This is a genomic window from Nonomuraea sp. NPDC051191, from assembly GCF_044455665.1.
In the GTDB taxonomy this organism is placed as follows: Bacteria; Actinomycetota; Actinomycetes; order Streptosporangiales; family Streptosporangiaceae; genus Nonomuraea.
In genome coordinates this window covers 155,760-176,488 of the sequence record NZ_JBITEZ010000006.1, presented here as the reverse complement: position 1 = coordinate 176,488, position 20,729 = coordinate 155,760, and the positions used below count along the sequence as shown (strand labels likewise).

The 20,729-nt window shown below is 71.5% G+C and carries 19 protein-coding genes; 2 read left to right on the top strand and 17 right to left on the bottom strand.

Translation table 11 applies throughout. From position 1 onward, the window contains the following. The first annotated feature begins 305 nt into the window (after positions 1 to 305). Both ACIA8R_RS18845 and ACIA8R_RS18840 read left to right on the top strand, forming a co-directional pair. Positions 306 to 1,187 (top strand): ATP-binding protein, encoded by an 882-nt coding sequence (locus ACIA8R_RS18845; protein ID WP_364087642.1) that lies wholly within the window; start codon positions 306 to 308, stop codon positions 1,185 to 1,187. Beyond that, the gene (locus tag ACIA8R_RS18840) at positions 1,165 to 1,803 is read left to right on the top strand and encodes a response regulator (RefSeq protein ID WP_397039440.1); all 639 of its coding nucleotides are present in this window, start codon (positions 1,165 to 1,167) and stop codon (positions 1,801 to 1,803) included. The genes ACIA8R_RS18845 and ACIA8R_RS18840 overlap by 23 nt, the downstream gene beginning before the upstream one ends. On the opposite strand, the gene glgB is transcribed toward ACIA8R_RS18840, so the two are convergent. From glgB to ACIA8R_RS18755, 17 genes are read right to left on the bottom strand one after another with little or no spacing between them, the layout of a single operon-like run. Then, positions 1,786 to 3,681 (bottom strand): 1,4-alpha-glucan branching protein GlgB, encoded by a 1,896-nt coding sequence (glgB, locus tag ACIA8R_RS18835; RefSeq protein WP_397039438.1) that lies wholly within the window; start codon positions 3,679 to 3,681, stop codon positions 1,786 to 1,788. The genes ACIA8R_RS18840 and glgB overlap by 18 nt on opposite strands. Continuing rightward, positions 3,681 to 5,663, bottom strand: a complete 1,983-nt coding sequence (locus ACIA8R_RS18830; RefSeq protein ID WP_397039437.1) for an alpha-1,4-glucan--maltose-1-phosphate maltosyltransferase — start codon at positions 5,661 to 5,663, stop codon at positions 3,681 to 3,683. The genes glgB and ACIA8R_RS18830 overlap by 1 nt, the downstream gene beginning before the upstream one ends. 3 nt (positions 5,664 to 5,666) lie before the next feature. After that, the gene (locus ACIA8R_RS18825) at positions 5,667 to 6,974 is read right to left on the bottom strand and encodes an NDP-sugar synthase (protein ID WP_364087634.1); all 1,308 of its coding nucleotides are present in this window, start codon (positions 6,972 to 6,974) and stop codon (positions 5,667 to 5,669) included. After that, complete coding sequence (locus ACIA8R_RS18820; protein WP_364087632.1) at positions 6,971 to 8,143, bottom strand: PP2C family protein-serine/threonine phosphatase; 1,173 nt, start codon at positions 8,141 to 8,143, stop codon at positions 6,971 to 6,973. The genes ACIA8R_RS18825 and ACIA8R_RS18820 overlap by 4 nt, the downstream gene beginning before the upstream one ends. A 9-nt stretch (positions 8,144 to 8,152) precedes the next feature. Further along, positions 8,153 to 8,584, bottom strand: coding sequence for an ATP-binding protein (locus tag ACIA8R_RS18815; RefSeq protein ID WP_357697055.1), 432 nt, complete (start codon positions 8,582 to 8,584; stop codon positions 8,153 to 8,155). Then, the gene (locus ACIA8R_RS18810; protein WP_352329001.1) at positions 8,568 to 8,888 is read right to left on the bottom strand and encodes an anti-sigma factor antagonist; all 321 of its coding nucleotides are present in this window, start codon (positions 8,886 to 8,888) and stop codon (positions 8,568 to 8,570) included. Before ACIA8R_RS18810 ends, ACIA8R_RS18815 begins: the two co-directional genes overlap by 17 nt. Positions 8,889 to 8,907: 19 nt before the next feature. Further along, positions 8,908 to 11,040, bottom strand: a complete 2,133-nt coding sequence (gene glgX, locus ACIA8R_RS18805) for a glycogen debranching protein GlgX (protein ID WP_397039434.1) — start codon at positions 11,038 to 11,040, stop codon at positions 8,908 to 8,910. Continuing rightward, positions 11,037 to 11,396 carry an STAS domain-containing protein gene (locus ACIA8R_RS18800; RefSeq protein ID WP_357697059.1) on the bottom strand — a complete coding sequence of 120 codons (360 nt, stop codon included), beginning with the start codon at positions 11,394 to 11,396 and terminating at the stop codon, positions 11,037 to 11,039. The genes glgX and ACIA8R_RS18800 overlap by 4 nt, the downstream gene beginning before the upstream one ends. A gap of 11 nt (positions 11,397 to 11,407) precedes the next feature. Beyond that, positions 11,408 to 13,210, bottom strand: a complete 1,803-nt coding sequence (locus tag ACIA8R_RS18795) for an AGE family epimerase/isomerase (RefSeq protein WP_397039433.1) — start codon at positions 13,208 to 13,210, stop codon at positions 11,408 to 11,410. An 8-nt stretch (positions 13,211 to 13,218) separates the two neighbouring features. Beyond that, positions 13,219 to 13,818, bottom strand: a complete 600-nt coding sequence (locus ACIA8R_RS18790) for a DJ-1/PfpI family protein (protein WP_357697063.1) — start codon at positions 13,816 to 13,818, stop codon at positions 13,219 to 13,221. Further along, positions 13,815 to 15,455, bottom strand: a complete 1,641-nt coding sequence (locus ACIA8R_RS18785; protein ID WP_397039430.1) for a thiamine pyrophosphate-binding protein — start codon at positions 15,453 to 15,455, stop codon at positions 13,815 to 13,817. The genes ACIA8R_RS18790 and ACIA8R_RS18785 overlap by 4 nt, the downstream gene beginning before the upstream one ends. Before the next feature lie 9 nt (positions 15,456 to 15,464). Further along, positions 15,465 to 16,292, bottom strand: coding sequence for a type 1 glutamine amidotransferase domain-containing protein (locus ACIA8R_RS18780; protein ID WP_357697067.1), 828 nt, complete (start codon positions 16,290 to 16,292; stop codon positions 15,465 to 15,467). Continuing rightward, positions 16,289 to 16,990, bottom strand: coding sequence for an EthD domain-containing protein (locus tag ACIA8R_RS18775; protein WP_397039428.1), 702 nt, complete (start codon positions 16,988 to 16,990; stop codon positions 16,289 to 16,291). Before ACIA8R_RS18775 ends, ACIA8R_RS18780 begins: the two co-directional genes overlap by 4 nt. Continuing rightward, a complete protein-coding gene (locus tag ACIA8R_RS18770; RefSeq protein ID WP_397039426.1) occupies positions 16,987 to 18,594 on the bottom strand; it encodes a GMC family oxidoreductase in 1,608 nt (535 codons plus the stop codon). The genes ACIA8R_RS18775 and ACIA8R_RS18770 overlap by 4 nt, the downstream gene beginning before the upstream one ends. A 6-nt stretch (positions 18,595 to 18,600) precedes the next feature. Next, complete coding sequence (locus ACIA8R_RS18765; RefSeq protein ID WP_397039424.1) at positions 18,601 to 20,130, bottom strand: GMC family oxidoreductase; 1,530 nt, start codon at positions 20,128 to 20,130, stop codon at positions 18,601 to 18,603. Further along, on the bottom strand, positions 20,127 to 20,435 hold the full coding sequence (locus tag ACIA8R_RS18760; protein WP_357697077.1) for a Nif11-like leader peptide family natural product precursor: 309 nt from the start codon (positions 20,433 to 20,435) through the stop codon (positions 20,127 to 20,129). Before ACIA8R_RS18760 ends, ACIA8R_RS18765 begins: the two co-directional genes overlap by 4 nt. Continuing rightward, the gene (locus tag ACIA8R_RS18755; RefSeq protein ID WP_364087616.1) at positions 20,432 to 20,677 is read right to left on the bottom strand and encodes a hypothetical protein; all 246 of its coding nucleotides are present in this window, start codon (positions 20,675 to 20,677) and stop codon (positions 20,432 to 20,434) included. The genes ACIA8R_RS18760 and ACIA8R_RS18755 overlap by 4 nt, the downstream gene beginning before the upstream one ends. Positions 20,678 to 20,729 lie beyond the last annotated feature (52 nt).

The following is a 20,729-nucleotide window of genomic DNA, read 5'->3' as shown; positions in this document are numbered from 1 at the left end:
AGATCCGTAATGGCGAACGCGGTCAGGATCGCAGTTAAGTTCGAGTGCGCACAAGAGAGTAACACCAAGGTGGCAGCGGAGCTGTCCAGGCGTATTAAAGGGAGTACTCCGAGAGACATCTCCGGAGTGCTCTTCGATAACCCGGTATTACGTCACACGCGGCCTCAGTCAGGCGTGCGGGTAATGGATCGGAGGCCCGATGAGTCTGGAGTGCACTCTTGCATCCGCCGGAATCATGTGATCATATGATGCGGGGATCTGCGCCGGTGACTGGGTAAGGCGACACACACTACGGGGGATGACCAGTGCAATGCAACATCCAGCCCACGGTTGTGATAGCCGAACGGATCGAAGCTCATAAGGCTGAGATCTTGGCACAGCTGTGCGGCGAAATTGAAGAATCAACTTCCGGCGCCGCTCCGGACGAGTTCACGGAGTTGGCGGAAGAGCTCCTCGACCTGATCGTGGCCCGGCTCAAGGCCGCTACGGAGCCTTCCGGCGGGGCCTTGACCGCGCTAATGGACGGCGGCCGCGCAGACGCGCGGGAATGGCGGCGAATTTCCCGCGACCTGCACGACCGGGTGGGCCACGAGATCAGCGTGGCGAGCCGGCAGCTGGAGCTCGCCGAAATCGGGCACGCACGTGGCAGGGGAAGTTTCCCGGTGCATGTGAGAGAAGCGAAGGCGGCGCTGCTCCGGGCTCACCAGGAAATCCGCGACGTCTTATCCGACCTGCGCGTTCATGCCCATTGGCCGGGAATGGAGCAAGCGCTTGTGCGGCTCATGACAACTGTCGTGGACCCTCGGCTGGAGCATCGGATCACCCTTATCGGCGATGTCGACGGCCTGCCTCCGCACATTCGGGACGAGTTATTCCTCATATTACGCGAAGCCATTACCAACAGCATCTCCCACGCGGGCGCCGACCTGCTCGAAGTGTGCGTCAAGATTGCGCACGACCGGATCACAGCAATTGTGCGTGACAACGGCCGGGGGTTCTCGGGCTGGCGCGCGAAACATGGGAACGGCCTGACCTCCATGCGCGAGCGCGGGGTCGCTCTGGGCGGCCTGGTGACGATAGAGAGCACCCCCGGGAAGGGCACCGAGGTCGTCTTCCGTGCCCCTGTCCGGGCTGTCCGGGACGAGCGGCCGAAGGAAACATCGGATGCAAAGAGAAGGCAGCATTGACGTCCTCATCGCCGACGACCACACGATCCTGCGGGAGACGCTCAAGCAGACGCTGGAGCTCGAACCCGACCTTCGTGTCGTCGCCACGGTGGGGGACGCGCGCGCGGCGGTGAAGTCGGCCGAGGCGCTGCGGCCGGACGTCGTGGTGCTCGACGTGGAGATGCCGGGGGACGGCGTCGTGCGCACCACCACGCACATCCACCGGGTCTCGCCCCGGTCCCGCGTCATCGTGCTGAGCATGTACGACGACCCGGTGCTCGTGCAGGAGCTCATCGCCCACGGCGTGCGCGGCTACCTGCTCAAGAGCGTCGGCCGGGAGGAACTGGTGCAGGCCATCCGCGGCGTCTGCGCGGACGCCGAGCGCGTGGTCCTGTCGGTGTCGCGGGAGAGCCTGATGATGTCCCGCCGGCCGCGCGCCGGCAAGCTCTCCGAGCGGGAGCTGAGCGTGCTGTCCCTGGCCGCCCAGGGCCTCAGCAACGCCCAGATCGGCACCCGGCTGATGATCGCCGAAGGCACGGTCAAGCGTCACCTGCGCAACATCTTCACCAAGCTCGACGCCACCTCCCGCCTCGACGCGGTGAACAAGGCCATGGCCGCCTCACTGCTGACGCTCTGACGCCTCCTTTCCGGGGGCCAGCCAGAGCGTCGCCAGCGGCGGCAGCAGCACCTCGGCGACCGCACCCCCCTCCGTGCACGTGACCGAGCCCAGGTTGCCGAGGTTCCCCCCGCCGTAACAGGCGGCGTCGGTGTTGAGCACCTCGTGCCAGCGCCCGCCGGACGGCAGCGCCAGCCGGTGCCCGTGCCGCGGCACCGGCGACAGGTTGCTCACACACACCAGCGGCGCCCCCTGCCGGTCCCAGCGGACGAAGGAGTAGACGCTGGAACCGGCGTCGTCGGCGTCGATCCAGGTGAACCCGTCGGGGGAGCAGTCCTGCCGCCACAGCGCGGGGGTGGCGGCGTAGTGCCGGTTCAGGTCCCTGACCAGGTCGCGCACGCCCTTGTGCCGGGGGTCGCGCAGCAGCGCCCAGTCCAGCTCGCGATCGTGGGACCACTCGCTGTGCTGCGCGAACTCCTGGCCCATGAACAGCAGCTTCTTGCCCGGATGCGCCCACATGAAGGCCAGGTACGCGCGCAGGTTCGCCAGCCGCTGCCACTCGTCGCCCGGCATCTTCCCGGCCAGCGACCCCTTGCCGTGCACCAGCTCGTCATGGCTGAGCGGCAGCAGGAAGTCCTCCGCGTACGCGTACGTCAACCCGAACGTCAGCGCGTGATGGTGGTACGGCCGGTGCACCGGGTCACGCCGCATGTAGCCGAGCGTGTCGTGCATCCAGCCCATGTTCCACTTGAAGTCGAACCCCAGCCCGCCGGCGGACGTCGGCCGGGTCACCCCCTCCCACGCCGTGGACTCCTCGGCGATCGTCAGCACGCCGGGGCAGAGCCGGTGGACGGTGTCGTTCAGCTCCCGCAGGAACGCGATCGCCTCCAGATGCTCCCTGCCACCGTGGGCGTTGGGCCGCCAGGCGCCGTCCGGGCGGGAGTAGTCCAGGTACAACATCGAGGCGACGGCGTCCACGCGCAGGGCGTCGACGTGGAACTCCGCGCACCAGTACAGGGCGTTGGCGATGAGGAAGTTGCGCACCTCCGGGCGGCCGAGGTCGAAGGTGAGCGTGCCCCAGTCGGGGTGCTCGCCGCGCAGCGGGTCGGGGTGCTCGTACAGCGGGCCGCCGTCGAAGCGGGCCAGCGCCCAGTCGTCGCGGGGGAAGTGCGCGGGCACCCAGTCGAGTATCACCCCGATCCCGGCCAGGTGCAGCGCCTCGACCAGGGCGCGGAAGTCGTCCGGGGTGCCGTAGCGGGAGCTCGGCGCGTAGTAGGAGGAGATCTGGTAGCCCCACGAGCCGCCGAACGGGTGCTCGGCCACCGGCATGAGCTCCACGTGCGTGAAACCCATGCCGCGCACGTACCCGGGGAGCTGCTCGGCCAGGTCGCGGTAGGTCAGGCCGCGCCGCCAGGAGCCGAGGTGCAGCTCGTACACGCTCATGGGCGCCTCGCGGGCCGGGCCGTCGCCGCGGGCCGCCAGCCACGCGCCGTCGCGCCAGCGGTGCCGGGAGGTGAACACCACCGACGCGGTGCGCGGCGGGTGCTCGGCCGCCAGGGCCAGCGGGTCGGCCTTGCGCCGGGTACGGCCGTCCGCGCCGGTGATCTCGTACATGTACCGGCAGCCGTCGCCGGCCCCCGGCACGAACAGCTCCCACAGGCCGCCGCCGGGCGCCCGGCGCAGCGCGTGCCCGGCGCCGTCCCAGCCGTTCAGGTCGCCCACGAGGCGCACCTCGCGCGCGCCCGGCGCCCACACGGCGAACGACACGCCCGCCACGCCGCCCACGGTGCGGACGCGCCCGCCCAGCGCCCGCCACAGCTCCTCGTGCCTGCCCTCGCCGATGAGGTGCAGGTCCAGCTCGCCCAGCACGGACGGGCCCCCGCCGGTCAGCACGTCCATCACCTCTCCACCGTCAGGATGTGGGCGGGCTGCCGGGACGGGTCCAGCCGCACGTAGTTGCGCGCCCCCCACTGGTAGACCTCGCCGGTCAGCTCGTCGCGCACCCGGAAGGAGGGCCCGAGGTCGGGCAGGTCCAGCGTCACCGTGGCCTGCCGCACGTGGTGCGGGTCGAGGTTGACCACCACGATCACGGTGTCCTCCCCGGCCTGCTTGGCGAAGCACAGCACGGCGTCGTCGTCGGCGTGCTGGAAACGCAGGTTGCGCAGCAGGCGCAGGGCCGGATGGCGGCGCCGGACCCGGTTCAGCGCGGTCAGGAAGGGCGCCAGCGTGCCGTCCGCCGACCAGTCGCGCGGCCGGTACTGGTACTTCTCCGAGTCCTTGTACTCCTCGCTGCCCGGCGCGGCCGGCTCGCGCTCGCACAGCTCGAACCCGGCGTACACGCCCCAGGTGGGGGAGGCCGTCGCGGCCAGCGCGGCCCGCACCCGGAACGCGGCCGGCCCGCCCTCCTGGAGGTAGGCGTGCAGGATGTCGGGCGTGTTGACGAACAGGTTCGGCCGCATGTACGCCGCCGCCTCCCCGGCCAGCTCGCCCAGGTAGCTCTCCAGCTCCGGCTTGGCGTTGCGCCAGGTGAAGTAGGTGTAGGACTGCTGGAAGCCGACGGCGGCCAGCGTGTGCATGATCGCCGGGCGGGTGAACGCCTCGGCCAGGAAGAGCACGTCCGGGTCGGTGCGGTTGACCTCGGCGATCAGGCGTTCCCAGAAGAACACCGGCTTGGTGTGCGGGTTGTCCACCCGGAAGATCCGCACTCCGTGGCCCATCCAGTGCCGCAGCACCCGCAGCGACTCGGCCAGGATGCCGCCGGGGTCGGCGTCGAAGGAGACGGGGTAGATGTCCTGGTACTTCTTGGGCGGGTTCTCGGCGTAGGCGATGCTGCCGTCGGGCCGGTGCTCGAACCACCGCGGGTGCTCCCGTACCCACGGGTGGTCGGGCGAGCACTGCAACGCGAAGTCCAGCGCCACCTCAAGGCCCAGCTCGCCGGCCCTGGCGACGAAGAAGTCGAAGTCGTCGATCGTCCCCAGGTCGGGGTGGACGGCGTCGTGCCCGCCTGCGGCCGAGCCGATCGCCCACGGCGAGCCGGGGTCGTGCGGCCCGGCGATCGGCGAGTTGCCCGGCCCCTTGCGGTTGGTCAGGCCGATCGGGTGGATCGGCGGCAGGTAGACGACGTCGAAGCCCATCGCCGCGACGGCGGGCAGCCGCGCGGCCGCGGTCCGGAAGGTGCCCGAGCGCGGCGGGTGACACCCCGTGGGGTCGACCACGGCGCCCTCGGAGCGGGGGAAGAACTCGTACCAGGCCCCGAACAGCGCCCGCTCGCGCTCCACCAGCAGCGGCAGCTCCTCCCCGGCGGTCACGTGGTCGCGCAGCGGCCGGCGGGCCAGCGTCCGCAGCACCGGCTCGGCCAGCGCGATCGCCAGCCGCGCCTCGGGGTCCAGCTCGCCGTCGCGCAGCGTCGCGGCGGCCACGCGCAGCAGCCGGGCGTCGGCGGGCGGCACCTCGGGCTGGGCGGCGGCCCTGGTCAGCAGCCGGGCGCCGGCCTCCATCGTCACGGCCACGTCGATCGCGGCGGGGATCTTCACCTCGGCCACGTGCAGCCAGGTCGCGACCGGGTCGCTCCACGCCTCCACCCGGAACGTCCACTCGCCCTCCCGGTGCGCCGCCACCTCGGCCGCGTACCGGTCGGAGCCCTGGGACAGGGCCGCCATCGGGATCCAGGCGGCCTGCTTGCCGTCGGGGTCGGTGAGCACGACGTTCGCGCCCACCACGCCGTGCCCCTCCCTGAACAGCGTCGCCGACACCTCGAACGGCTCGCCCGGCACCGCGCGCGCGGGCCGGCACCCGCCCGCCACGACGGGACGGACCCCCACGACGGGCACGCGGCCCGCGACGATCTCGGAGATCTCGGTCAGCACCAGCGTCTCAGTCATGTGTCACGCGTCCTGGAGGTCGGCGAGCGTCTCGATCGAGGTGCCGGCGGCGGCCTCGCAGTGCGCCGGCACGGTCAGCCCCGGGTACACCGTCACCCCGGACAGCCGCACGCCGGCCTGGACCGTCACCCCGTTGCCCAGCGCGCTGTAGCCGCTCAGCACGGTCACGCAGTCCACGAACGACTCCACCGTGGCCATCGTCCCCACGTGGGTGTCGGTGAGCCGGGCCCACGGCCCGATGATCGCGCCGTCCAGGCAGGCCACCCGTTGCAGCCGGCACCCGGTGTGCAGGTCCACGCCGTCGCCGATCGCGGAGTCGGAGACGACCACGCCGGGGCCGATCTCGACGTCCCGGCCGATGTGCACGTTCGGGCCGATCCTGACCAGCCCCGCGCTCATCTTCTCGGCCAGCGTCATGCCCGACGTCGCGTCCCGCTGGCGCAGGGAGGACTCGTGGATGCGCACGTTGCCCGGGTAGGCCCGCAGCATGCCCTTGAGCACGTGCGGGTAGCCGCCGCTCAGCGCGTCGGTCAGCGTGTCGAGGTAGTCGCGCAGGTTGCCCAGGTCGCCCAGCTTGGCGATGGGCGCGATGCCGACCCGGTGCCCGGCGCCCACCAGCCACGGGAGCAGGTCGTGCCCCCAGTCGAGCCGGTCGCGGGCCAGCTCGGCCAGCGCCGGCTCCCCGGCCAGCTTCCGCAGCCGCCCGCAGTCGACCAGGTAGAGCCCGGCGTTGACGGGCACCCGGGCCGGGTCGGCGGCCAGGGCGTGCACCTCGGCCAGCGGCGGTTTCTCCACGAAACGGCGGATACGCCCGGAGGCGTCGGTGACCATCGTCCCGTACTTGCCCGCCACCTCCTCGGCCGGGCGCTCGACCACGGCCACGGTGACCACCGCGTCGCTGTCGCGGTGGCGGCGTACCAGCTCGGCCAGGTCGAACTCGAACAGCGAGTCGGTCGGGAAGACCAGCGCCAGCCCGTCGAGCTCCCAGTAGTCCAGACTGCTCAGCGTCGCCTCGCCGGAACCGGTGTTGGTCCAGTCCATCCGGGGCCGCGAGTAGCGCACCCGCACGCCCAGCCCCTCGCCGTGTCCGAGCACGTCCTTGGCCTGGTAGCGGTTCTCCCGGCCGTTGGCGATCAAGTAGAAGTCGCTGACCCCCTGGTCGCGCAGGGCCATGATCTGCCATTCGATGACCGGCCGTCCGGCGAAGCAGACCGTGGCCTTGCTCCGCAGGTGGCCGGGGGCCTCCAGGGTGAGCGGCCGGGCCCGGAGGCCCTGTCCGCCCGCCAGTGCGATTCCGGCGATCTCGTTCATTGTCCGTACTTCCCCGTGGGTGTCCTACGTAGAGCGATCATGGTGATGTCGTCGAACTGCTCGGCGGACCCGATGTGCGCGCTGATCTCCCGTTCGAGCCTGTCCAGCAGGTCGTCCGCCCCGGTGGCGGGCTGCGAGACGAGGGTCAGCATGAGCTCCTCGCTGAAGAAGCGGCCGGACTCGTCCCTGGCCTCGGGCACGCCGTCGGTGTAGGCGAACAGCAGGTCCCCCTGGTCCAGGTGGGCCCTGCCGACCTCGAAGACGGAGTCGGGCACCAGCCCCAGCGCCGGTCCGGTGGGACGCAGCAGGGTGTGGCCGCCGCCCGCGTGGCGGATGATGGGCGGGTTGTGCCCGCAGTTGATGTAGACGAGCGCGCCGGTGACCGGGTCGAGCACGCCGAAGAACAGCGTGGCGAAGTAGCCCTGGCGCAGGTGGTTGGCGGTCAGGTAGTCGTTGGTCGCGATCACCGCGCGCAGCAGCGGCGTGACGTCGTCCTGGACGGGCTCGGCCTCGCCGGTCTCCACATGGGCGGCGGTGTGCCGCAGCAGGGTCCTGATCAGGGCCATGAACAGGGCGGCGCCGACGCCCTTGTCGCACACGTCGGCCACCACCAGCCCGATCCGCGCCCCGCCCAGCAGCTCCAGGGCGTCGTAGAAGTCCCCCGCGACCTCCCTGGCCGGCTGGAACCGGACGGTGAGCTGCCAACCGGCGCGGGCCGGCAGCGCGTCGGGCAGGAAGCCCGCCTGGATCTCCCGTCCGATCTGCAGCTCGCGCTCGTACTTCAGCAGCGCCTCCTCCTCGGCGCCGGGGTGGCGGCCGAACACCTGTCCCGCCCGCAGCCTGCGATGCAGCAGCTCCGGCACGAAGGGCGGGACGACGTAGTCCAGCCCGGCCAACACATGCGGCGCGAGCTGGCGCAGGTCGCCGTCGGAGAACGCGACCACGACCGGAGGCCGCGCGCCCGCCTGGACGACCCGCGTCACCTCCCGCACCACCTCCACGTCGAGGCTCGCGTTCACCAGCAGCAGGTCGGCGGGCGGAGGCGCCTCGGCCAGCAGTTGCTCGGGAGTGCGCCGGGCCACCGGGGCGCCGTCCGCGGCCAGCAGCAGGCACAGCTCTTCCGCGGCTGGTGAGGGGCCGCTGACGACGAGGGTCGCCTCCGCATCCATCGGCACCTCCTAGACGCGGTTCATGATGATGGTCGTCTCGTTACGACCCGAGCTGTACTCGTAGCGGACCTCGTCGGCGACCGTACGGGCCAGGTAGACGCCCAGCCCGCCCGGCCGGCGCTCGCCCAGCGGCCGCTCCAGGTCGGGAACGGCCTCATAGGCGGTCGGGTCGAACGGCGGCGCCGCGTCGGACAGGCGCAGCCACACCCGGCGCGGCTCGACCCCGCCGGTCAGCTCCAGCTCGCCCGGCCGGTCGCGGTGGCCGTGGGTGATGATGTTGACGATGAGCTCCTCGGCGGCCAGCCGCAGCCAGTGGGCGCGCGTGCGGGTCAGCCCGCCGAGCGCGCTCAACGTCTGCACGTAGGCCATCAGCTCGTCCAGCGACTCGGGCTCGGCGGGGAGCCTGAGCCGCTCCATCGCCTGCCTACTCTGGGATCGCATCGCTGAAGTCCACGCTGTGATGGAAGCCGACCAGCCGGATGGTCTGCTCGATGGCGTCGTTGGCGCCGACCAGCACGATGCGCACGTCGTCGGCCAGCTTCTGCCGGGCGAACACCAGCCCGCGCAGCCCCGCCGAGGACATGTAGCTGAGCTGCGACATCTCCAGCACCAGCAGCTCGGCGGCGGCCTCGGCCGCGCGCTCCACCTCCCTCCTGAAGGTCTCGGCGGTCAGGGCGTCCAGCTCGCCCTCCAGCGTGATCAGTGCGGTGCTGCCGTCGTGGGTCAGGATCGCGTTGAACGACATGGGATCTCCTCCATGGATCTCAGTGATGGGCGCGGCCGACCAACGCGACCGCGGCCCGCGGGCCGACGACGATCCGCCGCTGGTCGGCCAGCGGCGGCTCCTGGCCCGGTGTGTGGACGTCCTCGGGGGCGGCCGCGCCGGTGTCGGCGAACAGGTGCCACACCGCGCCGTCCGGCAGGGCGGGCAGCTCCAGCTCCCGCGCCTCCCAGTGGGCGTTGGCGGCCAGGTAGAGGTGCTCGCCGCCGCCGCCGGCCGCCGTGCCGCTGCGCAGCATCGCCACCAGCGCGCTGCCCTCCGACCAGTCGGGCTCGCCGGCCCGCTCGCCGTGCCAGGACACCTGCGGCAGCCCGCCGGCGCCCTCGTCGCCGCACGGGTGACGGCGGTCGCGCACCATCGGGTGCGCGGCGCGGAAGGCCACGCACTCGCGGACGAACCGCAGCAGCTCGCCGTTGCGCTCGGCCAGGCCCCAGTCGAACCACGACAGCGGCCCGTCGTGGCAGTAGGCGTTGTTGTTGCCGTGCTGGGTGCGGCCGACCTCGTCGCCGGCCAGGATCATCGGGATGCCCTGGCTGAGCAGGAGCAGCAGCATCGCGTTCTTGGCCTGCCGCCCGCGCAGCGCCAGCACCTCCGGGTCCCGCGTCGGGCCCTCGGCGCCGCAGTTCCAGCTCAGGTTGTCGTCGTTGCCGTCGCGGTTGTCCTCGCCGTTGGCCTCGTTGTGCTTGCCGTCGTACGCGAACAGGTCCGCCAGCGTGAACCCGTCGTGGCAGGTGACGAAGTTGACCGAGGCGAGCGTGCCGCGGGAGGCGTACAGGTCGGGCGAGCCGACCAGCCGGGTGGCCAGCTCGCCGGCCGAGCCGGGATCGGCCTTCAGGAAGCGGCGCAGCGCGTCGCGGTAGCGGCCGTTCCACTCCGACCAGCGCTGGTAGCCGGGGAAGGAGCCCACCTGGTACAGGCCGCCGGCGTCCCACGCCTCGGCGATCAGCAGGCAGTCGCGCAGCAGCGGGTCGTGGGCCAGCGTCTCGATCAGCGGCGGGTCGGCCAGCGGCGCGCCGTCCTGGCCGCGGTCGAGGATCGCGGCCAGGTCGAAGCGGAAGCCGTCGATGTGGTACTCGCCGGCCCAGTAGCGCAGGCAGTCGAGCACGTAGTCGCGCACCACCGGGTGGTTGCAGTTGAAGGTGTTCCCGGTGCCGCTGAAGTTGTAGTAGTAACCCTCCGGGGTGAGCATGTAGTACGTGCCGTTGTCCAGGCCGCGGAAGTGGATGGTCGGGCCGTTCTCGTTGCCCTCGGCCGTGTGGTTGAAGACCACGTCCAGCACCACCGCGATCCCGGCCCGGTGCAGCTCCTTGACCAGGTTCTTGAACTCGTCGGCCTGCATCCCGTACCTGCCGGTGGCCGCGAAGCCCGCCTTGGGCGCGAAGAAGCCCAGCGTCGAGTAGCCCCAGTAGTTGTACAGGCGCTCGCCGGTGACCGGGTTGACCCGGCTCATGTCGAACTCGTCGAACTCGAAGACCGGCATGAGCTCCACGCAGTTGACGCCGAGCGCCTTGAGGTAGGGGATCTTCTCGATCAGCCCCGCGTACGTGCCCGGCGCCGACACCCCCGAGGACGGGTCCGCCGTGAAGCCGCGCACGTGCAGCTCGTAGACGACCAGGTCCTCCGGAGCGACGCGCAGCGGCCGGTCGTCCTCCCAGTCGAAGTCGTCGGAGGCCAGCACCGACCGGTAGGGGTAGGGGTCGTCCCAGTCCACCTCGGCGCCCCACACGTCCCGGCCCGACATGGTCCTGGCGTACGGGTCGGCCAGAATTTTGGCCGGGTCGAACCGGTCGCCCGGCGACGGGGTGTCCGGGCCGGTGACGCGGTAGCCGTACTCGACGCCTTCGTGGTCGAGGCCGAACACCGTCATGGCCCACACGCCGCCGATCCGGTACTCGCCGGGGAAGGGCAGCTCGGCGAACGGCTCCCGCTCGCCGTGCCGGAACAGCACCAGCGAGACCGCGCTCGCGCCGCTGGAGTAGACCGAGAAGTTCACCCCGCCGGGCACCAGCGTGGCGCCGAACGGCATCGGATGGCCCGCCCGCACCCCGAACCCGGCCAGCTCGGCCGTCGGGAAGGAGTCGATCCTGCCGGGCACGCCCTGCGCCTCGACGCTCATGTGGCCTCCTCCCGCGGCTCGGCGGCCCGGACGATCTCCAGCGCGTCCGCCACGCAGTCGGCGACGACGAAGAAGCGCAGGAACCCGGTCGCCGCCATCACCCCGCGCAGCTCGGCCGACAGGCCCACCAGGGCGATGAAGCTGTCCACGGTCCGCGCCCGCCGGTAGACCAGCAGCATCGTGCGCAGGCCCGCGCTGGACAGGTAGCCGACGCCGGTCAGGTCCAGCAGCACCGGGCGGCCGGCCGGCAGCAGCGACAGGATGCGCTCCTGTGCGGCCGGCGCCGACCTGCTGTCGAGCTGGCCGGTGAGCCCGATCACGGTGACCGGGCCGATCGTGTCCGTCGTGATCTCCATGGTCGGCACGCTCACTCCTGCACCGGGGTCAGCGTCACCTTGACGCGCAGGGCCTCGGTGGAGTCCGGCAGCTCCACGGTCATCGCCACCGGGTCCAGCACCTCGTACGGCTTGCCGTCCACCTCGGCCTCGGTGAGCAGCACCCGCCCGGCCGGCAGCAGGTCGGGCGCGACGCGCAGGATGCGCTCGGCGTCCGGGCCCGGCTTGAAGTGCAGCGTGAGCGGCTGCCGGTTGACCAGCAGCCGCGTGTAGACGGTCGCCAGATAGCACAGCTCGGAGGAGTGGTACATGCTCATCGAGTGGCTGCCCTTGAACCGCTCGGTCCCGAGCAGGTACGGCAGGCCGTTGGCCAGCACGTTGAAGTAGACCGCGCCCTCGTCGTGGTCGAGGAAGAAGGCGTTGTAGAAGCCCGCCGCCTGGCGGGCCTGCTCCAGGTGGTCGTCGCCGCCCAGCTCGCCGGCGACGATCAGGTAGGCCAGGATCGCCTGCTCCTGCTGCCACCACGCCTTGCGGTCGTGCCAGGCGAAGCGGTGCCACCGCTGGCCCTCGGCCCGGTGCCGCTCGACGACGTCGTACCAGCCGCCGCGCTGCTGGTCGCTGCCGACCGCCGGCATCGTGCGGGCCAGGTGCTCGGCCAGGTCCCGGTAGGCGTCCTTGGGGCGGGCGCCGTTCATGCGCAGGAGGTTCCAGGCGATCTTCAGGTTGTGCCCGACGACCGCGCGGTCCTGCTGCCAGCTGTGGGTCAGGTCGTGGCTCCAGTCGTCGTGGAAGCGCTCGTTGACGAACGGGCTCGACGGCTCGGGGAAGTGCTCGACGATGGTGTCGAAGGTGCGCTCCAGCATCTCCAGGTGACGCTCGTCGCCGGTGGCCAGGTAGTAGTTGATCAGGTAGGCCGGGGCGTGGTCGCCGATGGAGTTCCAGTTCTTGCGCGACTGGTTCGGCCCGAGCGACTCGTGGTGCGGGTTGAGCAGGATCGGGTCGACGTGCGAGTAGTAGCCGCCGTGCCGGTGGTCGCGGAAGAACTTCTCGAACAGCCGCAGCGTCGCGTCGACGTCGGAGGCGATGCGCTTGTCGCCGGTCACCCGGTAGGTCTGCGTCGGGCCGGCCAGGGCGTAGATCTGCTCGTACATCGGGATGGCGTCGTAGTCGTCGCCGAACTCCGAGGTGAACAGCTTCTTCTCGTGCTCGCCGTCCACCTTGATGCCGTGGTACCAGTACACGACGTCGTTCTCGGGGTCCACGAAGCGCATGTGCTCGCGCAGGTAGCGGGTGCCGCGCTCGGCCACCTCCAGGTAGGCGTCGTCGCCGGTCAGCAGGTACGCCGAGGCCATGCCGTACACCAGCCGCGAGATCGTGTCGGTCTCCTGCACGTGGCTGGCGGTCTTGTCGCCGCCCAGGCGCAGGATCGTCCGGTAGTCGCGGAAGTCGACCGGCCCCTGCCCGAACTGGGCGCGGCGGTAGAACGCGGCGATCTCGTCGAGCTGGTTGATCCACCAGTCCGGCTGCTCGAACCGGTACTCGCCCGGGCCGCGGCCCAGGAAGATCAGCCGCTTGGCCGAGAAGACCGGCTCATCGCCTTCGGGGTAGAAGATCCCGTAGACGAACAGGTGCCGGCCCGGCGTCAGCATGTCGCGTACGTGGTCGCCCGCGTCCACGTACGGCTCGCCCAGGTTGCGCAGCACCTCGGCCGAGACCTCGCCGTCCAGGCGCACCTCGACCACGCGGCCGTCGATGGTCGCCAGCCGGAAGGAGCCGGAGCCGGCGTCGAACCGTTCGACCCGCCCGGCCACGGTGTCCATGAAGGTGAAGTTCATCGTTGCTCCTACAGCGTCTCGGCGAGCTGGCCGATGATGGTGTGGGCGAACAGATGGCAGTGGTACACGCTGCGCCCGGTGATCAGGTTCCCGTCGATGACCACGTCCTGGTCCACGTACTCGGCGCCCATGTTGCGCACGTCGCCCACGAGGTTGTTGTGCGCGACGACCTTGCGCCCGCGCATCGTCTCGGGGGCGGCCGCCATCAGCCACAGGCCGTGGCAGATCACGCCGGTGATGATCGACGGCTCCTCCAGCGCCCGCCGCACGAACGCGGTGGCCGGCGCCAGCCGGTTGACGTCGTCGGTGAAGCGCAGCCGGTCCGAGACGATGCCGGAGGGGACGATCACCGCGGCGTAGGAGCGCAGCTCCCGGTCCGTGAGGTTCTCGAACCCGCGGTCCACGGTGAACGGCACCCGCCACTCGTGGCCGGTGAAGGTGATCGACGGCTGCCCCCACAGGCGCGTCATGAAGTGCACCTCGGCGCCGGCCTCGGCGAAGCGCCGCTCGTAGTAGAAGATCTCCGGCTCGACATAGTCGCTCTCCATCAGGACGGCGACCTTGCGGCCGTTCAGCGCCGCGCCGGCCCGTGGCTCGATGCCGCTCACAATGGCCTCCCCGGTTCGGTGACGAGGTCGATGAGGAAGGGGCCGTCGTGGCCGAGCAGCCGCTCGACGGCCTCCTCGATCTGGTCGGCCTTCTCCACCCGCAGCCCGTCCACGCCGCAGCCCCTGGCCAGGTCGGTGAACTGGAGATCGGGATAGGAGAGGTCGAAGGAGCGAGGGAAACGGTGACCGGGGATGCCCCGGCCGCGCCAGTACTCCTCGATGTTGTTGTCCAGCAGCCGGTAGCTGTGGTTGTTGCAGATCACGAACTTGGCGGCGACGTCGTACCGGACGGCGGTGGCCAGGGCCTGGAAGGTGTACATGCTGCCGCCGTCGCCGGTGAAGCCGATCACCGTGCGGTCCGGGTGGGCGAGCTTGGCCCCGATCGCGCCCGGGATGCCCACGCCCAGCGAGCCCCCGCGGGTCAGGAACCAGCTCCCCGGCCCGCGCGGCGGGAAGTAGGAGCCGATCACGCCGGAGGCCGTCAGCCCCTCGTCGAAGACGATCACGTCCTCGGGGGCCCGCGCGGCCAGCTCGCGCATGAACGCGTTGAGGATGGAGTCCTCGGCCGGCGCCGGGCGCGGCGCGGCCGTCCGCCGGGCCAGCCGCGCCGCCGCCGCCTGCCGGTCGGCTCCGCTCAGCGCGCCCTCTAGCTCCGCCGACAGCGCCGCCAGCGTGAGCCGCGGGTCGGCCACCAGGCCCAGCGTGACCGGGTGGTTCTTGGCGATCTCGTACGAGTCCAGATCGATGTGCACGATCCGCGCGTCCTTGCCGAACGGGCTGCTCAGCGAGGGGAACACCTCGGGGAACAGGTACGTGCCCACCACCAGCACGGCGTCGGCGTCCTTGACCGCGTCCGCGCTGACCTGGCCGAACATGTGGCCGAGCTGGCCCCGGAAGAGCGGGTGGCGGCCGTCCATGTTCGCCTCGGAGAACTCCACGCCCCACACGTCCGCGCCGAGCTGCTCGGCCACCCGGGTCAGCTCCGCCTGCGCGCCGGAGACCGACACGCCGTCGCCGGCCAGGATGATCGGGGACCGGGCGCCGGACAGCAGCCCGGCGGCCCGGCGTACCAGCTCGGGGGCGGGCAGCACGGCCGAGTGCGGCAGCACCGACGGCTCGACCGGCTCGTGGTTGGGCTGGTCCAGCACGTCGAGCGGGAGCGCCACGAAGACCGGGCCGCGCGGCGGCGTCATCGCCATCTTCACCGCCCGCCGCAGCACCCGCAGCACCGAGCCCGGGTCGATCACGCGCATCGCGTGCTTGGTGACGGGCCGGGCCATGGCCACGAGGTCGGCGGCCATCTGGGCGTCCATCGCGTCGTAGCCGACACCGGCCTCACCCGCGACGACCACCAGCGGGGAGTGCCCCCGCTTGGCCTGGTACAGCATGCCGATCGCGTTGCCCAGCCCCACGCCGCTGTGGAGCTGCAGGAGCGCCGGACCGCCCGTGGCACGGGCGTAGCCGTCGGCGATGCCGGCCGCCACCGTCTCCTGGAGGGTGAGGATGTAGTGGAAGTCCTCGAAGCCCTCCAGCGCGTCGAGGAAGCCCTGCTCGACCGTCCCCGGGTTGCCGAACATGTACGTGATGCCGTCGCTGAGGAACTGCTCGATGATCGCGGTGTTGCCGTCCCTGGCCATGGCCCGCCATCACCAGCCGAAGCGGCGCAGGCCGCCCTCTAGCACTTCGACGATCTTCTGCCCGGTCAGGAACGAGTCGGGCGTGGACCGGCCGGTGACGAACGGGAAGTCCACGATGACCGAGGTCTCCCGGCCGAAGTTGCCGACGTAGCGCCCCTCGGGCCCGGTGGCGTCCCGCAGGATGTACTCCAGCGGGTACGGCGGCGGCCCCATGTTGAAGTCGGGCACGCCGAGGAACCCGGTGCCGTCCTTGTAGTCGTACTCCTTGCAGTGACCGGTGACGCGCTTGCCCCAGATGATGCTCTTGCGGTCCTCCCAGTCGCGGGCGAAGGCCAGGCAGGCCACGCCGTAGCACTCGGCGGCCACCGGCTTGCCCGCCCGGACGAACGCGAGCACGATCTCGTGCACCCGCTCGTTGTTGGCCAGGTCCACGATCGGCCCGCTGCCGCCGACGATCAGCACCGCGTCGTAGGGCACCAGCTCGGCCTCCAGCTTGGCCACCGCCCGGTGGTAGGCCTCCAGCCGGCGCAGGTAGTCGGGGCTGCTGGTGTAGGGACGCTCGGGCGCCCACGCCGACAGGTTGAGCGGGTTGGCCAGGCGGCCGGACTCGTCCAGGTCGCGGGTCAGCTTGGCCACCTCGGGCGTGGTGACCGAGCGGCCGAGCGGCGGGTCGACGTAGTCGCTGTCCATGCTGGGCGGCAGGGCGTGCGGCTGCTTGCCGGTCGGCGTGGCGAACACGACGTCGTAGCCGCGCTCGTCGAAGGCCGACAGCGGGCCGACGAGCTCCTCCCCCCAGTAGCCGAACTCCGAGAGGATCACGAGAACGCGCTTGGTCATGCCGACTCCCCGGGGATGATCCAGTTTTCCTTGCAGGTCATGGAGAACAGGTGGGCCGGGTCGGCGATCGCCTCCAGCTCCGGCTTGACCCGGCGGGCGTGGTGGGCCGAGGCCAGTGCGGCGCGCAGCGCGTCCACGTCGTCGAACCAGAGCTGGTCCACGGCGTCGAAGCCGGCCTCGCCGAAGGTGTACGCGCCGTCCACGGTGTGGCAGTGCAGGTGCCTGCGCAGGCCCGGCAGCCCGGCCACCGCGGCGGCGTAGGACTCCAGGGACTGCTTGCGGTAGGTGTCCAGCGGCAGGCCGGGCCGCCGCTTGATCAGCGTGGTGACCTTCACCCAGCTCTCCGGCCGGGGCTTGGGGCCGGGCACCAGCTCGTGGGCGACGGTGTCGACCACGATCGTGGACCAGAACGCCGCCCAGTTGGGCTCGTCCAGCCGGGCGCCCTGGAGGAACTCCTCGCTCTGCAGCGAGGCGAGCTGCTCCTCGGCGTTCCGCAGCCAGATCTCGGCGATGCCCTGGTGCGGCAGCGCCGGCCGGCCGACGTCGCCGTCGAAGGGGATGCGGGTGTCGACCAGGTACTGCCTGATCTGCTTGATCTTGCCGGCGAACTTCACCGCGTGCACGTTGACCCAGTAGTCCTGGAACTGCTGGGCGGTGAAGCCGGGCTTGGGAGCGCCGAAGATGAACTGGTGGATCATCGCGTAGCCTCCTGTCGGGCCGGGCGGAAGTCCGCCGCGACGAACTCGGCGGCGCGCTCGCCGATCATCACGGTGGTCGTGTGGGGGTTGGCCGAGACGATCGTCGGCATGATCGAGGCGTCGGCGACGCGGAGCCCCTCGACGCCGCGGACCCGCAGCCGGGTGTCCACCACCGCGAGGCTGTCGGAGCCCATCTTGCAGGAGCCGGCGAAGTGGTAGTACGAGCCGACGTTCTCCGTCACCCACGCGCTGAGCTGCTCGCGGGTGCGCACGTCCGGGCCGGGCGCGACCTCGGTCAGCCCCCAGTCGCGCCGGAAGGCGGAGCTGGCGTAGATCTCGCGGGCGATCTCCACCATCGTCACCGTGCGCTCCAGGTCCGAGCGCTCGCCGAAGTAGTTCGCGCTGACCCTCGGGTAGGCCGTCGGGTCGGTGCCGGCCAGCCGTACGCTGCCCCGCGACAGCGGCCGGACCAGCCCCGGCAGGGTGAGCACGATCTTCGGGTCGACCAGCTCGCGCACCGGCGTGAGCGGCTGCCCGGTCTCCACCCGCTTGATGACGTTGGCGAAGAACTGGTCGCCGAACGGCGCCCGGTGCACCAGGCAGATCTCCATGTCGGGCACCGGCAGCCCCGGCTCCGACCCCCAGAACAGCCCGACCTCGGTCACCTGGCCGCGCGGGTCGGGCGCCGCCTTGTCCATGTACCCGATCGGGCCGATGACCAGCGGGTGGTCGTGGAAGTTGGCGCCCACGCCGGGCAGGTCGGCGACCACCGGGATGCCGAGCGCGGCCAGCTCCCCGGCCTGGCCGATGCCGGACAGCTGCAACAGCTTGGGCGACTGGATCGCGCCCGCGGTGACGATCACCTCGTGCTCGGCCCTGACGGTCCGCAGCTCGCCGTCCTTGAGGTACTCCACGCCCACGCAGCGCTCGCCGTCGAACAGCAGCCGGGTGGCCAGTGCGCCCACCTCGACGCTGAGCCGCTCCAGCGCGGGCTCCAGGTAGGCGGCGCGCACGCCGCAGCGGGTGCCCGTCTCGACGTCGATGTCGACGTGGTGCCAGCTCACGCCGAAGCTGTCGGCGTTGAAGTCCTCGACCTGCGGGTAACCCAGCTCCACGCAGGCCTCGACGAACGTCCGGGAGACCGGGTTGCCCATGTCCCGGGCGTTGACGATCCTGATCGGGCCCTCGTGGCCGGCCGTGGGGTTGGTGGCGTCCCGCTGTCCCTCCAGGCGCTGGAAGTAGGGCAGGACGTCGGCGAAGGACCAGCCGGGGCAGCCGTCGTAGGCCCAGGCGTCGAAGTCCGCCGGACGGCCGCGCGTGTGGATCATGTGGTAGACGTTCGAGGTCCCGCCCAGGCCGCGGCCCGCCGCCGAATAGACCTGGCGCCCGCCGAGCCCCGGCTGAGGCTCGCTCATGTACGCCCAGTCCAGCTCGGTCAGCAGCACCTCGTTCCACCGGGCGGGGTCCTCGACCGCGTCGGTGATCTTCGTGTCGCCCGCCTCCAGGACCAGCACGCGGGCCCCGGGCAGCTCGCTCAGCCGGGCGGCGACGACCGATCCGGCCGTGCCGCCGCCGACGACGATGAAGTCGAAGGTCTGTGTCATCTCAGCTCACCTCCGTGCCGATGCGGCGACCAGATCGGCGGCCTTCTCGGCGATCATGATCGTGGCCGCGTTGGTGTTGCCCCGGGTGATGACCGGCATGACCGAGGCGTCGGCCACGCGCAGCCCGTCCACGCCGCGCACCCGCAGGTCGGGCTCGACGACCGCCTCGCCGTCGCGGCCCATCCGGCAGGTGCCGGCCGGGTGCCACACGGTCGAGGCGCTGGCCCGCACGTACGCGGCCAGGGCCGCCGGGCTCGTCACGCCGGGCCCCGGGGCCAGCTCCCGGCCGCGCAGGGAGTCGAAGGCCGCGTCCGAGACCAGCTCCCTGGCCAGGACGACGGCCTCGGTCAGCAGCCGCAGGTCGGCGGCGGCCTCCAGGTAGTGCGGGTCGACGAGGGGACGCAGCGGGTCGCCGGGGCGCAGCCGCACCTCGCCCCTGCTGTCGGGCTGCAGCAGGATCGGCGCGAAGGTGAACCCCGGGCCGTCCGTCCTGTACCGGTCGTCGATGAACTGCACCGGGCCGAAGAAGAACTGCAGGTCCGGCCCGTCGCCGCCCAGGACGTTGGTGAACAGCCCCGCCTCGGCCAGCAGCTCGGGGAAGGGCAGCTCGCGCAGGCTCTCGTAGCCGATGCCGAACAGCACGTGGTCCTGCAGGTTGCGGCCCACGCCCGGCAGGTCGGCGACCACCTCGACGCCGTGCTCGCGCAGGTGGGCGGCCGGGCCGAGGCCCGAGCGCAGCAGCAGCGCGGGCGAGCCCAGCGCGCCGCAGGACACGATGACCTCCTGCCCGGCGGTGGCCCGGTGCGTACGCCCGTCCTTGACGTACTCCACGCCGCCGGCCCGGCCACCCTCGACGGTGAGGCGGGTGACCACGGCGCCGGTCTCCAGCGTCAGACCGGGCTCGCCCAGCACCGGCGCCAGGAACGCCTCCGACGTGCTGGACCGGCGGTCGTCCTTGTCCCGGGTGGACTGGTAGAAGAAGGCCAGGCCCTCCTGCCGGGGGCCGTTGTAGTCGCCGGTGCCGTCGGCGCGGCCGCGGGCGATCGCCGCCCGGACGAAGGCCCGCGAGGCGTCCGACGGCGAGCCGTAGTCGACGACCTTCAGCGGCCCGCCACTGCCCCGGTACTCCGGCGAACCGCCCGGGTAGTCCTCCGAACGCCTGAAGTAGGGCAGCACCTCGTCGTAGGACCAGCCGTCGTTGCCCAGCGCGGCCCAGCCGTCGAAGTCGCGGCGGTTGCCCCGCACGTACATCATGGCGTTGACCGAGCTGCCGCCGCCCACCACGCGGCCCTGCGGGATCGGCACGACCCGGCCGCCCAGCTCCGGCTGCGGGGTGGTCGCGTAGTCCCACACGAACTCCGGCGAGCCCCACATCGAGGTCATCGACGGCACGTCGGTACGGTGCACGGACTCGGCGACGTCCGGGCCGCCGGCCTCCAGCAGCAGCACCCGGCAGCCCAGCGCGTCCAGCAGCCGCCTGGCCAGGACGCAGCCGGCGCTGCCCGCGCCCACCACGATGTAGTCATAGGCGCTCACGACGACTCCAGCAGCCGGGCCCGCTCCAGGGCGGGCAGCAGGTCGCCGACCAGGAACTCCAGGTAGTGCCGGCCCCACATCGTCCGCCAGAGCGGGAAAGTGGCGTCGAAGGGCTCCCCGCGCAGGTCGGCCAGGCGCTCCTCCAGCTCCCACACCACGCCGTCGAAGTCGGCCTCGGTGAACGGCAGCCCGTGCCCGGCCGCGGCCGCGACGACCTCCGCCTTGCTCTTGGCCTTCAGCGACTCCAGCACGTCGGGACGCGAGCCCGCCAGGCGCAGGAACGCGATCAGGTTCGTCCCGCTCATGCCACCGGCCGCCTCTCGTCGGCCGCGAACCCGCGCAGCTCCTCCTCGCCGAACCTGGCCACCACGTGATCGAGGAGGTAGTCCAGGTACCGCCTGCCCCACATGTGCCGCCAGAGCGTGCTGCCGCCGTCGACGGGCTCGCCGTCCTTGGCGACGATGACCTCGATCTCCAGGGCCCCGACCACCGACACCAGCTCCTCGGCGGTGAACCGGAAGCCCTCGTCGGAGGCGTGGAACAACAATTGACTGAGATTTCTCGCGCTATACTCAGCGCGTCTTTGCGGATTCTCCCGG